Source organism: Roseivirga sp., from assembly GCF_965216855.1.
Taxonomy (GTDB): Bacteria; Bacteroidota; Bacteroidia; order Cytophagales; family Cyclobacteriaceae; genus Roseivirga.
Genome location: NZ_OZ244204.1, coordinates 811521 through 825848, shown reverse-complemented (window position 1 = coordinate 825848; position 14328 = coordinate 811521). Strand labels below are relative to the sequence as shown.

16 protein-coding genes are annotated in these 14328 nt (G+C 42.5%); 6 read left to right on the top strand and 10 right to left on the bottom strand.

Going from position 1 to position 14328, the window contains the following annotated elements:
- Position 1: 1 nt before the first annotated feature.
- The gene (locus ACOOEY_RS03610; protein ID WP_420387310.1) at positions 2-1489 is read right to left on the bottom strand and encodes an acetyl-CoA carboxylase biotin carboxylase subunit; all 1488 of its coding nucleotides are present in this window, start codon (positions 1487-1489) and stop codon (positions 2-4) included.
- A 158-nt stretch (positions 1490-1647) separates the two neighbouring features.
- On the opposite strand from ACOOEY_RS03610, the gene ACOOEY_RS03605 reads away from it, so the two are divergent.
- A complete protein-coding gene (locus tag ACOOEY_RS03605; RefSeq protein ID WP_420387309.1) occupies positions 1648-2898 on the top strand; it encodes an aminotransferase class I/II-fold pyridoxal phosphate-dependent enzyme in 1251 nt (416 codons plus the stop codon).
- A gap of 99 nt (positions 2899-2997) precedes the next feature.
- Positions 2998-3171, top strand: a complete 174-nt coding sequence (locus tag ACOOEY_RS03600) for a histone H1 (RefSeq protein WP_420387308.1) — start codon at positions 2998-3000, stop codon at positions 3169-3171.
- Positions 3172-3237: 66 nt separating this feature from the next.
- On the opposite strand, the gene dapA is transcribed toward ACOOEY_RS03600, so the two are convergent.
- The 8 genes from dapA to ACOOEY_RS03560 form a co-directional block, all read right to left on the bottom strand.
- A complete protein-coding gene (gene dapA, locus ACOOEY_RS03595; protein ID WP_420387307.1) occupies positions 3238-4101 on the bottom strand; it encodes a 4-hydroxy-tetrahydrodipicolinate synthase in 864 nt (287 codons plus the stop codon).
- Positions 4101-4610, bottom strand: a complete 510-nt coding sequence (locus ACOOEY_RS03590) for a DUF6913 domain-containing protein (protein ID WP_420387306.1) — start codon at positions 4608-4610, stop codon at positions 4101-4103. The genes dapA and ACOOEY_RS03590 overlap by 1 nt, the downstream gene beginning before the upstream one ends.
- Positions 4610-6661 (bottom strand): NAD-dependent DNA ligase LigA, encoded by a 2052-nt coding sequence (gene ligA / locus ACOOEY_RS03585; protein WP_420387305.1) that lies wholly within the window; start codon positions 6659-6661, stop codon positions 4610-4612. Before ligA ends, ACOOEY_RS03590 begins: the two co-directional genes overlap by 1 nt.
- A 1-nt stretch (position 6662) precedes the next feature.
- Entirely contained in the window at positions 6663-6857 is a 195-nt protein-coding gene (xseB, locus tag ACOOEY_RS03580; protein WP_420387304.1) for an exodeoxyribonuclease VII small subunit, read from the bottom strand.
- Entirely contained in the window at positions 6850-8085 is a 1236-nt protein-coding gene (xseA, locus tag ACOOEY_RS03575) for an exodeoxyribonuclease VII large subunit (RefSeq protein WP_420387303.1), read from the bottom strand. Before xseA ends, xseB begins: the two co-directional genes overlap by 8 nt.
- A 78-nt stretch (positions 8086-8163) precedes the next feature.
- Entirely contained in the window at positions 8164-8676 is a 513-nt protein-coding gene (locus ACOOEY_RS03570) for a hypothetical protein (protein ID WP_420387302.1), read from the bottom strand.
- A 1-nt stretch (position 8677) separates the two neighbouring features.
- Complete coding sequence (locus ACOOEY_RS03565; RefSeq protein WP_420387301.1) at positions 8678-9232, bottom strand: hypothetical protein; 555 nt, start codon at positions 9230-9232, stop codon at positions 8678-8680.
- Positions 9233-9263: 31 nt separating this feature from the next.
- Entirely contained in the window at positions 9264-9803 is a 540-nt protein-coding gene (locus ACOOEY_RS03560) for an RNA polymerase sigma factor (RefSeq protein ID WP_420388631.1), read from the bottom strand.
- Between the two features lie 152 nt (positions 9804-9955).
- Between ACOOEY_RS03560 and ACOOEY_RS03555 the strand changes: the two genes are divergently transcribed.
- Positions 9956-10417, top strand: a complete 462-nt coding sequence (locus ACOOEY_RS03555) for a MarR family winged helix-turn-helix transcriptional regulator (RefSeq protein ID WP_420387300.1) — start codon at positions 9956-9958, stop codon at positions 10415-10417.
- On the opposite strand, the gene ACOOEY_RS03550 is transcribed toward ACOOEY_RS03555, so the two are convergent.
- Positions 10407-11522, bottom strand: coding sequence for a P1 family peptidase (locus ACOOEY_RS03550; RefSeq protein WP_420387299.1), 1116 nt, complete (start codon positions 11520-11522; stop codon positions 10407-10409). The two genes, ACOOEY_RS03555 and ACOOEY_RS03550, sit on opposite strands and share 11 nt — an antisense overlap.
- Positions 11523-11664: 142 nt before the next feature.
- Here ACOOEY_RS03550 and ACOOEY_RS03545 point away from each other — a divergent pair, with 142 nt between their 5' ends.
- The 3 genes from ACOOEY_RS03545 (at position 11665) to ACOOEY_RS03535 (ending at position 14266) form a co-directional block, all read left to right on the top strand.
- Positions 11665-12372 (top strand): hypothetical protein, encoded by a 708-nt coding sequence (locus tag ACOOEY_RS03545; RefSeq protein ID WP_420387298.1) that lies wholly within the window; start codon positions 11665-11667, stop codon positions 12370-12372.
- Positions 12373-12567: 195 nt separating this feature from the next.
- Positions 12568-13800: an MFS transporter gene (locus ACOOEY_RS03540; RefSeq protein ID WP_420387297.1), complete on the top strand. Its 1233-nt coding sequence runs from the start codon at positions 12568-12570 to the stop codon at positions 13798-13800.
- 61 nt (positions 13801-13861) lie between these two features.
- Entirely contained in the window at positions 13862-14266 is a 405-nt protein-coding gene (locus ACOOEY_RS03535; protein WP_420387296.1) for a heme-binding domain-containing protein, read from the top strand.
- Positions 14267-14328: the final 62 nt, after the last annotated feature.

The following is a 14328-nucleotide window of genomic DNA, read 5'->3' as shown; positions in this document are numbered from 1 at the left end:
CTCAGGCTCTAAGTTTCCATTTACTCAAAGAACCTTCTCCAACAGCATTGCTGGCTTTCTTCTGCTCTTCAAGTAAGAAAGCGGCCAGTGCAATGGCTATCTGCTCTTCTTCTTCAGAATGATTGTCGAGCATTTCAGGTTTAAAATGGGTTTGTACGAACTTGGTATCAAAATGTCCTGAAATGAATGCTTCATGCTTGAGAGCAAAAGAACAGAAGTCGAGTGTGGTGCTTAAGCCACTGATTTCATACTCGTCAATAGCCCTTAACATGCGCATTCTGGCTTGTTCTCTGTTGGCTCCATAAGTGATGAGTTTTGAAATCATCGGGTCATAATAGATGGGAATATCCATGCCCTCTTCAAAGCCATCATCAACTCTTACACCAGGTCCCTGTGGGAGCTTGTAAGTTTTAAGGTTACCTGTTTCCGGCAGGAAGTTTTCTTTCGGATTTTCGGCATAAACCCTGATTTCAATCGCATGACCATTAATTGTAAGATCATCTTGAGTGAAACTTAGAGGCTTTCCTTCAGCTACATAGATTTGTTCTTTCACCAGGTCTTTGCCGGTAATTTCTTCCGTAACAGGATGTTCAACCTGTAGTCTGGTATTCATTTCAAGGAAGAAGAAATCGATGTTTTCATCGACAATAAATTCTACGGTACCGGCACCATAATAATTACAGGCCTTGGCTACTCCGATAGCTGCTTCTCCCATGGCTTTTCGCTTTTCGGGAGTCAAAATGGCAGAAGGGGCTTCTTCAATTACTTTCTGATGTCTTCTTTGGATTGAACATTCTCTTTCGAACAGGTAGACAAGGTTGCCATGCTGGTCGCCCAGGATTTGAATTTCAATGTGGCGTGGAGAGCCGATAAACTTTTCAATAAATACAGATTTATCACTAAAGGCAGATTCAGCTTCACTCATGGCTCTTTGCATCTGCTCTTCAATTTCCTCAGCTTTTTCTACCACCCTCATTCCTTTTCCACCACCTCCGGCACTGGCTTTGATGAGCACAGGGTATCCAATTTCGTCAGCGATTTCTTTGGCTTCTTTCAGGTCACTGACTGCATGATTGACCCCGGGTACCATAGGTACATTATACTTGGAGACGGCATTCTTGGCTGCCAGTTTATCTCCCATTACTTCGATAGCTTCAGGAGAGGGGCCAATGAAAATGATGCCCTTTTCGGCTACTTTTTTAGCGAAAGTGGCATTCTCAGATAAGAAGCCATATCCAGGGTGGATAGCATCTACATTCAATTCCAGACATACCTCAATGATTTTATCCATGTTGAGATAAGACTTATTTGATGGTGCCGGACCTACATTCACCGCTTCATCGGCATATTTAACGTGTGGAGAGGCCACATCGGCATCACTATATATGGCCACAGTCTTAATGCCCATTTCACGGGCTGTGCGCATTACACGGATGGCAATCTCACCTCTGTTGGCTACTAGAATCTTCTTGATTTTCACTTCTGGCATAGGATAAAATTCTCGCCTACAATGCTAATTAATAATATTGGGAAAGGGAACCTCAAAGTCGTTTATATATGACTCTATTTTTGATAAATGGTTATTATAATATTACCTTTGCGTCTTCTTTGAATAAGTGAGAAAAGGTTATTAAAAGCACAAAGTCGTTGGATTTATTTGAAAAACTACTGTCTAATCAAGGCCCGCTAGGCAAGCATTCAGACGTTTCAGAAGGATATTTCATGTTCCCAAAACTCGAGGGTGAGATTGCTCCCCGCATGAAGTTTATGGGTAAAGAAGTACTTACATGGAGTTTAAATAACTATCTGGGTTTAGGCAACCACCCTGAAGTCAGAGAGGCAGATGCTCAGGCAGCAGCCGATTGGGGGTTAGCTTACCCAATGGGTGCCAGAATGATGTCTGGTAACACCAGTTATCATGAGCAGCTGGAGCAGGAGTTGGCTGACTTTGTTATGAAGGAGTCTGCTTATTTGCTGAACTTCGGGTACCAGGGTGTATTATCGATTATTGATGCACTGGTAGACCGAAAAGATGTAATCGTTTATGATGCTGAGTCGCATGCTTGTATTATTGACGGTGTTAGACTTCATATGGGTAAGCGATTTGTGTTCCCGCACAACGATATCCAAAACCTGGAGAAGCAACTCGAGAGAGCTTCTAAAATTGTAAAAGAAACAGGAGGTGGTATTCTGGTGATTACGGAAGGAGTTTTCGGAATGACCGGAAACCTGGGTAAGCTAAAGGAAATTGCAGACCTCAAATCGAAATTCAACTTCCGTCTTTTGGTGGACGATGCACATGGTTTCGGAACCATGGGTGAAACGGGCGCAGGCTCTGGTGAAGAATTACACTGTCAGAATGAGATCGACTTGTACTTCTCTACTTTTGCCAAGTCTATGGCCGCTATCGGTGCTTTCATAGCTGGTAATAAAGAGATTATCAAGTTTCTGAAGTATAACATGAGATCTCAGATTTTCGCTAAATCACTTCCAATGCCATTGGTGATTGGAGCATTGAAAAGATTGTCAATGTTGCGTGATGACCCTTCTCACAAGCAAAAACTCTGGACAATCGTCAATGCGCTTCAAAGTGGATTGAAAGAGAAAGGTTTCAGTATAGGAACTACTGAGTCACCTGTGACTCCGGTTGTATTGAATGGTACTGTAGGAGAGGCGGCTGCATTGAGCAAGGACCTTAGAGAAAACTTCAATATTTTCTGTTCAGTAGTGATCTATCCCGTGGTGCCTAAAGGAATGATCATTTTGAGACTTATTCCTACTGCAGCGCACTCGTTAGATGATGTAGCTGAGACAATTACAGCATTTGAGGCGATCAAAGGTAAGCTGACTTCTGGTGAATACAGAAAAGAAGAGTTGGCACTTGCTTTTGGGGAGTAAAAATCAAAAAAAAGGCCCTCAGTTGTTGTGAATAGAGTATTTTGCTTTATATTGCTCTGAATTAAACAATATTATCAACAACCTTAAAACACGATAAATATGAGTCAATTTAGCAAAGTGAAAGAATTAGTAGATTCATTAGAGGATGATTTCGCAAAGTTCTATGACAAAGGTAACCAAGCTGCTGGTACCAGAGTTAGAAAAGGAATGCAAGAGCTTAAGAACCTAGCTCAGGAAATCAGAATTGATGTACAAAACATCAAAAATAACTAATCGATCTAGATCGTATTTATATAAAAAAGCCAATCTGTGAAGATTGGCTTTTTTATGGTCTATACTTTATTGTAAGTATCTGGTTATTTGTGACTTAAGTTCTTCGCTTGCGGGAACCAGAGGTAGCCTTACCTGATTACCACAAACGCCTTTTTGACGTAATACTTCCTTCACCCCAACAGGATTACTCTCCGCGTACATCAGTGGATTGATGCTTTCAAAAGAGTCTGTTATTTGCTTTGCTTTATCGAAATTACCCTTGAATGCCTCGCGGGCGATCTCGCTGAATTCAACTGGAAATCCATTGGCGAGCACTGAAATTACACCTTTACCACCCATTTGAACGATGTCTTTGGTTAGCATATCTTCGCCTGAGAGCAATAGAAAGTCTGCTGGTTTTTCAGTAGCAATCTTTTGGCACTGATCTAAATTACCCGAAGCTTCTTTGATCCCGATAATGTTAGGGTGTTTTGCCAACTCCAATGTAGTTTCAGCGGTCATATTACTCATAGTTCTTCCCGGAACGTTATAAAGTACTACCGGTACCGGACAGGCATCTGCAATTTTCTGAAAGTGAGCTATGATACCAGGCTGACTTGGTTTGTTATAGTATGGACTGACAGAGAGCAGGGCATCTACGCCTGAAAAGTCTGTTTGTTGTATTTCTTCTACAACAGCGGCTGTATTGTTTCCCCCAATACCATAGACAATGGGTAGGTTTTTTGGGTTATTGGCTTTAACAAAAGACAGTATTGCTTTCTTTTCTTCCCTGTTAGTGGTTGCTACTTCTCCGGTCGTTCCTAATACTACATAGTAGTCAACTCCTTTGGCTGTAAAGTCCAATACGCTTTTCAGACCATCATAATCTACTAATCCTTCTTCTGTGAAAGGTGTTACCAAAGCCACACCTGTTCCATACAACTTTTCCATTATCTGATTGCTTTGATATATTTTATCGTTTGCTCTGCAAAATTAGAAGTCCCCGCGCTTTTATTCATACCAATCATCAATTCGTAGAATTCAAGCCCGTTTTCTGAGTGAAATCCCACGCGACATTTTGCCTTGGTATGTATCAACATATTCTTCATGATTTCGTTCAGGTCGAAATCCAAATGAATGAGGAAATCGAAAGGGGTGTTTATAAATTGTTCTGCCTCAGGGGAGTTTACCTTTCCCCAACTATTCAGGTGCTCAATACTGAAAGTTGGGTGATCAGTTTGTACAACTTCCTTTTTCTCGGAGAAGCAGAGTACCTCTGTTTTGATTCTATCATCAATTAACTCTCGAAGGAGCTGAATGGTCTCTTCCTTTTTTTCATCACCGTAGGTATATAGAATGCCTATTTTCTCGGCTTTGTCATAAGATGGAATTTCCTGACTCTTCTTTCTCTTTTTTGGATTGTTGAGGAGGCTGAGTAACTTCTTTCCTAGCAGTGACATTAGTTGTTGATCATGTTGATGAATTCCTGTTCGGAAATAATAGTGATTCCTAACTTATTGGCTTTTTCCAGTTTGGCTGGCCCCATGTTTTCACCTGCCACCAGATAATCGAGCTTACCACTGATAGATGATACTACTTTCCCTCCATTCAGCTTAATTTTCTCCTTCAGTTCATCTCTCGAGAATTGACTAAAAACACCACTGATGACAAATGACTTATCTGCCAGGTTGTTGCCTTCCTGAACAATTTCGATTTCCTCTATTTCGAATTGAAGGCCTGCCTCTTTTAGGCTATTAATCAGCTCCAGGTTTTTCTCCTGACTGAAAAACTCCACAACGCTTTCAGCAATTCTTTCACCAATTTCAGGTACCGCAATAAGTTCTTCGAGGCTTGCCTTCATGAGGTTGTCGATATGCTTGAAGTGCTTAGCCAGTTTATCGGCTACCGTTTGACCTACATAGCGAATGCCCAGCGCAAAAAGTACCCTTTCAAAAGGAGCTTTTTTGGAGACCTCTATGGCTTCGATAATATTGCTGGCAGACTTCTCTCTCAGGCTTCTGACACTATAGTCTCCTTTTTTCTCAGAATATGTTCTGAATTCCAACCCGTTAAGGTCTTCATAACTCAGCTGATAAAGCCCTGCATAGTCTTCAATTAAGCCATTATCGAGAAGGCCTCGAATGGTTTCTGAGCCCAGGCTATCGATGTCCATGGCTTTTCTCTGAATAAAATGCTCAATACGCCCCAGGATTTGAGGTGGGCATCCATCGGTGTTAGGGCAGTAGTGATTGGCCTCACCTTCCTTTCTGATTAATTCAGTATTACATTCAGGGCAATGGGTTATGTATTCTACAGGAGTACTGTTCTCTGCTCTTGCGGTTTCATCGACTCCGGTGATTTTAGGAATGATTTCTCCTCCTTTCTCTACAAAGACGGTATCTCCCAGGCAAAGCCCTAGCCTGGCAATTTCATTGGCATTGTGTAATGAGGCCCTCTTTACGGTAGTACCCGCTAATAGTACAGGCTTGAGGTTAGCTACCGGGGTTACAGATCCCGTTCTTCCCACCTGATAGGAAATACTTTCCAGTATGGTAGAGGCACTCTCAGCTTTGTATTTGTAGGCAATCGCCCATCGTGGGCTTTTCGCAGTAAACCCTAGCTCATTTTGCTGATCGAGGCTATCCACTTTGATGACTACGCCATCAGTTTCTGAAGGCAGGTCATGTCGTTTGGTTTCCCAGTCGGCAATATATTCCAGTACCTCTTCTATGCTATTACATTTCTTATAAGTAGGAGAGACATTGAACCCCCATTGTTCAAGCTGAGCCATAGACTGAGAATGTGTTCGAAATTCCAGCGTATCGCCCAGAAGATAATAGAGGTAGCAGTCTAGTTTGCGCGATGCAACAATGGAAGAGTCCTGCATCTTCAACGTGCCTGACCCTGCATTTCTGGGGTTAGCTAAGGGTTCTTCTCCGATATCTATTCGTTCGGCATTAACTCTTTCAAATTCAGTTTTTGGAAAGAACACTTCTCCGCGTACTTCGAAGCTTTCAGGAACTTCATGCCTGACCCGTAGGGGTATGGTCCTGATGGTTTTGGCGTTGGTGGTGATGTCATCGCCCTGTGTGCCATCGCCACGGGTGACAGCTCTTTTAAGGACGCCATTTTCATAGGTAAGACTTAGTGCCGTACCATCAAACTTAAGTTCACAGAAGTAGGTGTAATCATCTGTACCCAGGCCTCTCTTTACACGACCGTCCCATTCAATAAGCTCTTCTTTGGAGTAGGTGTTTCCCAAGGAAAGCATGGGGTATTTGTGCGTGACGGTTTCGAAATTCTTGGTAATGGTACCTCCAACCCGTTGACTTGGTGAGTCTTCGAAGCGGTATTGAGGAAACTCGTTTTCCAGTGCAATGAGCTTTTCGAGAAGTTTGTCGAATTCAAAATCAGAAATCTCCGGCTGGTCCTTTTGATAGTAAAGATCATTGTGACGGTTGATCTCTTCGGATAGTCTTTGAATTTCGCTGAGGGCCTGCTGTTCGGTCATGTCAGTTCAGTTTTTCAAGAGATGATTGAATTTCTGTTTCTGTGTTTTCAAGCTTTTCCTTGCACTGGGCAATGAGCGCAGTGGCTTCCTTCACCAGCTGGGAAAGCTCGTCAATGTCCGGATCTTCATTTTCGATTCTGTTCACGATTTGGTTGATCCTTGTTAAGGCTTCTTTATAGCTTAATTCTTTACTCATTTTCTATCCTTGTCACAGTGCTTTCTATACTGCTGTGTTGATTTTTTGTAGTCAGTTGATCTCCAATTTCAATCTCCTGATGGTTTATTGAGCGGCCATTTTTCAAGGTAATGGAATATCCTCGTTTGAAAATATTGACCGGATCAATCAGTTTGATTTTATCGCTTATGCCGTTGAGTTGAGACCTTTCTTTTTCCACTCTGGCGCGACTGGCGAATTTAAGCATATGTTGCTTATCGCGGAGTAAATTATCTGCCTGTTTCAAAGTGGCTGTACTGGATCTTTCCAGTCTGTGTCCAAGATGTACAAGTCCATCCCTCGCTCTAGAGAATTTATCCCGAATTCCTCGCTCCAGTCTGACATTGAGATCATAAATGGTATTGTAAAACCTATCCATACCGTTTATGATGAATTCTGCTACGGCAGTGGGTGTTTTTAGTGGAGTATTGGCTACCAGATCGGCAACAGTTTCATCTCTTTCATGTCCTATACCTGTCAGTACGGGTAGGGGAGCCGCTGCAATCAGCTTCGCTAAACCATAGGCATCGAAGCTGTCCAGGTCGGTTTGTGCCCCGCCTCCGCGAATGATAACGATGAGATCAAAATCACCCTGACGCTCTTTAATCTGCTCCAGCGCTTTGGCTATTGATTCTTCAGTTTCATTGCCTTGCATAGTGGCATGAAAGGTGTCAATATTGAAGGCGTAACCCTGACTGTTATTCGTTAATTGATCAAGAAAGTCTCCATAACCCGCAGCTGTTTTAGAGCTGATGATGGCAATGCGTTGAGGAACGGTGGGTAGTGGCAGGTTTTTATTCAGATCGAGGTATCCTTCTTCTCTCAGTTTCTTAATGGTCTCATCCCGCTGTCTCGACTTTTCACCTATGGTGAAATTGGGGTCAATATCATTGACGGTAAGGCTCATGCCATACACCTCATGGAAGTTGATGGAGACATTGAAAAGTACTTTGATGCCGGGTTTGAGCTCAGTTCCTGTGGCCTGTCTAAACTGTTGGCTCAGCGTTCTGTAGGTATAAGCCCAGATATTGGCTCTGATTTTGGCTTGAATGAAGTTGTTTTCTTTCTCAACTAACTCCATGTAGCAGTGACCTTTAACATTTTGTCTCAGTTCACTGATTTCAGCAATTACCCAATAGGAAGGGGAGAGGGAAGCTTCTAATTCAGCCTTGATCAGGCTGTTCAATTCATAGAGCGACAGGTGAGCCATAGTGCAAATTAAATGAAAGGCAGTTGGCTACAAATGCCAGAAACAAAAAATCCCGCACTCGGCAGGATTTATTCTTTTCTAGTTTCTTTCTTCAGGCAGTTCGCGATGACCTTCTCCTTTGTCATCTTTCGGTCGATCGTCCTTGTCGCTTATTCTTCTCATTAATGAGCGCCTGAAGTCGGAATCAATTCTGATTACCATCCAGATTTGACCTTTGTCCAGTACCTTATTGAATTTTGCCAGATATTCCTTCTCCAGGTCAAGTTCAGCCTGTTTTTGCTCCAGATAAATATCCAGCATTTTATCCGCATTCTCATCTGACATATTACGCCAGCCATTCTCACTTACCAGTGCTCTTTTTTGCTTGTTGTATTTGTCGCCCAGTGCTTCTTTCTTGCTCTCGTATTCATTGAATATCGGCCAGAATTTTTGGGCAGTAGCTACATCGAGCTGTAGACGATTCGATAGAAAGGCCACTCTTGCCGCCTTCAATCTTTCCCATTCAGCTTTTCTGTCTTCATCGCTTCTCTGTTGCTGGGCAAAAGAGAAACTACAGGCCAGAATTAATAAGCTTGTATATATCAGTTTCATTTTAGTAATCGAAATATTCAAAATCGTAATTCAATTCAGAGTTCGATGAGAGAATGTCTGCGTAAACATCCAGTTCATCTGCAATGAGTTCATCCAAAATTAAATCTATGGAGTCAACATCATTAAATAATTCATCGTTGCCATGTTGCTGAGCATTCAGGTACTCAATAATCGTTTCATCGGAAATGGCAGACAAACTTTCCTCGCTATTTATTACTGAGGAAGGTAGCAGGAAGTAGAAACTAACAGCCAGAATAAGAGAAGCGGCCACTGCTGTCCACCTGAACCAATTCTGTCTTGTCAGAGGAATTACCTTAGCTTCAGCGTTTACGGTTTTTGCCATAATTTGCTCGGTCAGCTCTTCGAAGTAATTCCCGGGTACTTCAAACGGATGTCTTTTTAATTGTTCTGACTGATTGAGCATGCTCTCCTCAGTCTCTACAGCATCCATGAGTTTATCATGCAAACTATTGAAATAACCATCAGGGACATGGAAGATATTCTCCGATAGTTTCGGATGATCTTCCAGTTTGATATGTTTGCTCTTTTTACTCATTGGTTCTTTGATTATCAAATGGTTAGAAGGTTTAATCTTCGCTTAAATCCTCCTCAATTTTTTTTACTGCCAGATGAAAACTTGCCTTGAGTGCGCCTACGCTGGTGCCGGTTATCTCAGAGATTTCATCGTATTTTAAGTCATCGAAGTATTTCATGTTGAAAACCAATCTCTGTTTTTCTGGAAGTTTGAGGAGTGCTTTCTGAAGCTTCATTTGAATTTCATCTCCGCTCACCAAAGCTCCCTGTGTCAGGTGGTTTTCGAGTTCTCCGTGTACATCGTCCATAGAAACAGCACTTCGTCTTTTCATTTTCTTCAAATGATTGAGTGCTTCGTTGGTAGCTATTCTGTATATCCAGGTAAAGAGTTGAGAGTCTTCTCGGAAATCGTCCAGGTTTTTGTAGATTTTGATAAATACCTCCTGGGTTACATCGTCTGCGTCATCATGAGCAATAACAATTTTTCGGACATGCCAGTAAATACGTTCCTGATAGGCTGCCACCAGTCCTCTGAAAGCCCTTTCTTTTGTAGAGGGCTGCTTAAACTCCTGAAGTAGTACTTTTTCTTCCAACGAATCGGGTTTCAAGCTTTAGACTGTTAGGGGAAACAATGGTTTAACAATAGCCTTAAGTTAATGAACTATAGTCAAGAATACTGAACTAAATGAATTATTGAAGAGTTGATTCAAAGTATTAAATTGTGATTCGATTTAACCTACCTACTATGGGAATTTTAGAAGATATTAAGCAGAGCAAGGACTTCAAAAGTCCTTATGAAAAGCTTGTTGTTAATATTCTCTATACGAATGGTTGGGTGCTTGACCAGCAGAATAAGTTGTTTAAGACCCATGGCATTACTTCACCTCAATATAATGTACTGAGAATACTAAGGGGCCAATATCCGGAGCCTTGTACAGTCAATACCATCATCGAAAGAATGCTCGACCGTATGTCCAATGCATCGAGAATTGTTGACCGCCTAGAGACCAAGGAACTGGTAGCCAGAACTGTTTGTAAGTCGGACAGAAGAGCCAAAGATGTAATTATCACTGAAAAGGGATTGGCCTTATTGGAAACTGTAGATAATGAGTTAAAGAACTGGATGGAGTCTCTTTCGGCAGTTGGTGAGAAGGAAATAGAACAGGCCAGTAGTACACTCGATGCCTTGCGCAAGGCTATTCAATAACTCCGTATTTCCTGAGTATAGGAAGCACCTTGTCTTTGGGTAAGGCTTCAATGGTTCTTCCATTTCCGGTGATGGTCTTTGCTGCGAACAATGAATTGATGATCGCTTCTTCGGTAGCCTCGATAGTAGCCAAAAACAAGGGACTCATTTCGTCATTTCTCAAAACATCTCCCTGATCTGTTTTTAGGCTGGTTTGATAGGGGATGCGCATACTTTCGGCCGTAGATACTGCTATTACATAATCTCCACTACCATTTGAGGCAATGCCTCCTGTTTTTGCTAAACCCATCATAGCCCTCTTTGCCAGCCTTTCCAGTTGCCGGGCATCCAGAGGGGCATTGGTCATTACCACAATCATACAGGAGCCATCACTCTTCTCAATGGCATTTCTAAAAGGGTACCTGTTGAGCTCTTCACCTACCGGGGCACCGTCTATGGTCAATACTCCTCCAAAGTTGGTTTGAACCAAAATGCCAACTGTGTAGCCGCCCAGGGTTTCTGGTAAAAGCCTGGAAGAAGTACCAATGCCACCTTTAAAACCAAAAGCTATGGTCCCGGTTCCAGCTCCGACATTTCCTTCCTTCACTACGCCAGATTGAGCATTGGTGATGGCCGCCAGCACATCAGATTCAGTGACATGCATTCCTCTGATGTCGTTGAGAGTGCCATCGTTGGTTTCCCCAACCACTGCATTAACAGAACGCACATTTTCATTACCCGGTAAGTTGAGCGTGTATTTGACGGTGGATTGAATACCCATAGAGACACTCAGCGTATTGGTGAGTATAATAGGAGTCTCCAGATTGCCCAACTCTTTCACCTGACTGATGCCTGCCAGCTTGCCGAAGCCATTTCCAATATAGATGGCTGCCGGTACTTTCTGTTGGAATATATTACCTGAATGGGCTAGGATGGCCGTAACTCCAGTCCTGATGTTATCACCTTCAATCAGCGTTTGATGTCCTACTTGCACCCCTGGAACATCTGTTATGGTATTCAATTCACCAGTGGGCATTACACCAATTTTGATTCCGTAATCCCGGGCTCTCTGAGCATAAGAATTCAGCGAACATAAAAGGAGAATCAGGCAGGCCAGTCTTTTCATGATTTCAAGATATAAATTTTCGAAAGTAAAGTCAGGCGTTGCTCAACTGGCAATGAAACAGTTCATCTTGGTTATATACCACCGACTCAAACCAGTGAGGCAGAGAATCAGGTAATTCCTAATTTCCCTGAAACAAAAGCTCATGAAAAAGATATTCGGAACCTTATTTTTAATGCTGTTGTCAATTGCCTTTGTTCAGGCCCAGACGGCAGATGAAATTGCTAGCAAGTATGTGGAGGCCATTGGAGGAGCATCTAATTGGCAGTCTATCAAAACCAGGAAAATGGATGTGACTATGTTCACCTCAGGTATTCAATTGGCTGGTGTGGTCTATGAGGATAGCAACAACAGACAAAAAGTGGAGTTCAGTTTCCAGGGAATGAAAATTATCCAGGCCTATGATGGAGAAACTGCCTGGGCTCAAAGTCCTCCCCAAGGAATGCCTCAGCCTACAAAACTGACAGGTCCAGAGGCAGAGGCCATGAAAGGAAACGAGTTCCTGAATGAATTTGTGAACTACAAGAAGCGTGGTATGCAGCTGGAATTGAAGGGGGAGGAAGATATCAATGGTAAAAGTCATTACAGAGTGGACTTAACTACTCCTGCTGGAAAAACTACTCAGTATTTCTTCGATAAGGATACTTATTTAGTTACTGCAACTAAAGAAACAAGTGCGGTAGGTCAGGAGGCAACTTCGTATCTGTCGGATTATAAGGAGTTTGGGGGAATCAATATTCCAACTAAGGTTAAAGTAATGATTGGTGGAATGGAGGTTCAGTCCCTTCAGATCAACAGTGTTGAGACCAACATAGATATTGCCGATGATACTTTTGCCTTCCCAGGCAATTAAAAAGAGTACTAAACGGACTGATACACGCTTAGAGGCTGTTTCGAGAGTTTGCTTCCCTGATGGTATTCACCCAAAAGGGTAAGCCGAAGAACTTTCGGAACAGCTTCTTTTATTTAAAGAGTACCACTCAGAGCTCTTAGGTCAGGCTTTTCGATTCAATTTACTATCTTCCGGTTAGGACCTTAACTAACCATCATGAATAATAAAGCCATTAAGCTCTCGCTTTACATCAACTACTTCGTTTTCGCTATTCTTCTTAATTCTGTGGGTATTGTTATACTCAAGTCGCAGAATGTTTATGGTGTAGATGAAGTGGATGCCAGTATTCTTGAGGCATTCAAAGACCTTTCCATCATGTTTACCTCATTCGTTATTGCCTCCTTTCTTCCCAGAATAGGTTATAAACGTGGTATGATGGGGGCCTTGCTATTGGTTACAGTGGGTTGCATACTGATGTACTTTGGTAATTCTTTCTGGACGGCCAAGCTCTTATTCCTCATAGTGGGTGTCAGCTTTGGGGTGATTAAAGTAGCTGTGTACTCGGCTATCGGTTTGGTTACCAACAGTCAGAGCGAGCATAATAGTCTGATGAGTAGTATTGAGGGGTTCTTTATGTTCGGAATAGCACTGGCCTACTTCCTTTTTCCGGCATTCAATTCGGAGGCTAATCCGGATGCCTGGCTCAATGTTTACTGGGTTTTGGCCGCTTTATCTATGGCTGCTTTCTTTCTTCTATCGAGAGCCAGGTTCGATCAGAGCTATGATGCTCCGGGAGCTGGCTTGAAGGAGGATTTTATGGAAATGATCAAGCTGGTAGCCCGATTATTAGTCATTGTCTTCGTGATCTCTGCCTTTCTGTTTGTGATGATGGAGCAGGGGATTATGACCTGGTTACCAACCTTCAACCAAAAGGTGATGAACCTGCCTGAGAATGTAGCCATTATGATGTCGAGTGTACTGATGATCTCTCTGGGAGTTGGTCGACTGGCTGCAGGGCAGCTTACCAAGAGGCTTTCCTGGGTGACAGTGCTGACCGTATGTATTATCTGTGCTATGGCTATTGTTGTTTTTGTCTTGCCTAAGGCTGTCAATGCCGACATTGGTCTGGTAGAAACTTTGGCAGATGTACCTGCCATTGGTTATGCTTTTCCATTGGTTGGATTATTTATTGCTCCGATTTACCCGCTACTGAATTCCGCTGTATTGAGTGCCTTGCCTAAGAAACTACACAGTCCAATGTCAGGATTGATTATTATCTTCTCTGCATTGGGTGGAACATTGGGCTCCAGAATTGTCGGTTACCTCTTTAAGAATCTTGGGGCCGACCAGGCATTCACTTATACGCTGGTGCCGATGTCGCTCCTGTTGGTCGTCCTTTTTGTGCTGAAAAGATTGACTTCCAAAGCGATAGCAGAAAAGGCAGCTTAAACCTTTACTATCAGATCTCGTCTAAGCATTATTTACAACCCAATTATATTAAAAACCAACCATGAAACGATTCACGCTAACGCTTTCACTTGTTGCACTAGCTGTATTAAGTGTCGCTTTTGTATCTAAGCCTGTAGAAGAAACTTCTACTCCTTTAGATCAGGATTCTAAGATTGAACTCCCAGACAATGTGAAGGAAATTGTCGAGGCTAAATGTATTAACTGTCACAAGCCTGATGCCCGAAACGAGAAGGCCAGAGAGAAACTGCAGTGGGTGAAAGTACCTGATATGAACAAAGAAGAACAAGAGCATTTTGTGGCCGAAATGTTCGAAGTGTTAGAAGAAGGTAAGATGCCTCCGTCAAGAATGGTAGAGCGATTCCCTAACATGAAACTTACTGAGGATGAAACCAAGACCTTATTAGCCTGGGTAGAAAAGGAAGAAAAGAGATTAAAAGGCGAGTAAGCCGATTCTAAAACAAAAGGCCCCTTTACTAGCAGTAAAGGGGCCTTTTTTATGAATAATGT

Coding starts and splice junctions, on each gene's coding strand:
- ACOOEY_RS03610 (WP_420387310.1), bottom strand. CDS start 1,489: ATGCCAGAAGTGAAAATCAAGAAGATTCTAGTAGCCAACAGAGGTGAG.
- ACOOEY_RS03600 (WP_420387308.1), top strand. CDS start 2,998: ATGAGTCAATTTAGCAAAGTGAAAGAATTAGTAGATTCATTAGAGGAT.
- dapA (WP_420387307.1), bottom strand. CDS start 4,101: ATGGAAAAGTTGTATGGAACAGGTGTGGCTTTGGTAACACCTTTCACA.
- ACOOEY_RS03590 (WP_420387306.1), bottom strand. CDS start 4,610: ATGTCACTGCTAGGAAAGAAGTTACTCAGCCTCCTCAACAATCCAAAA.
- ligA (WP_420387305.1), bottom strand. CDS start 6,661: ATGACCGAACAGCAGGCCCTCAGCGAAATTCAAAGACTATCCGAAGAG.
- xseB (WP_420387304.1), bottom strand. CDS start 6,857: ATGAGTAAAGAATTAAGCTATAAAGAAGCCTTAACAAGGATCAACCAA.
- xseA (WP_420387303.1), bottom strand. CDS start 8,085: ATGGCTCACCTGTCGCTCTATGAATTGAACAGCCTGATCAAGGCTGAA.
- ACOOEY_RS03570 (WP_420387302.1), bottom strand. CDS start 8,676: ATGAAACTGATATATACAAGCTTATTAATTCTGGCCTGTAGTTTCTCT.
- ACOOEY_RS03565 (WP_420387301.1), bottom strand. CDS start 9,232: ATGAGTAAAAAGAGCAAACATATCAAACTGGAAGATCATCCGAAACTA.
- ACOOEY_RS03555 (WP_420387300.1), top strand. CDS start 9,956: ATGGGAATTTTAGAAGATATTAAGCAGAGCAAGGACTTCAAAAGTCCT.
- ACOOEY_RS03550 (WP_420387299.1), bottom strand. CDS start 11,522: ATGAAAAGACTGGCCTGCCTGATTCTCCTTTTATGTTCGCTGAATTCT.
- ACOOEY_RS03545 (WP_420387298.1), top strand. CDS start 11,665: ATGAAAAAGATATTCGGAACCTTATTTTTAATGCTGTTGTCAATTGCC.
- ACOOEY_RS03540 (WP_420387297.1), top strand. CDS start 12,568: ATGAATAATAAAGCCATTAAGCTCTCGCTTTACATCAACTACTTCGTT.
- ACOOEY_RS03535 (WP_420387296.1), top strand. CDS start 13,862: ATGAAACGATTCACGCTAACGCTTTCACTTGTTGCACTAGCTGTATTA.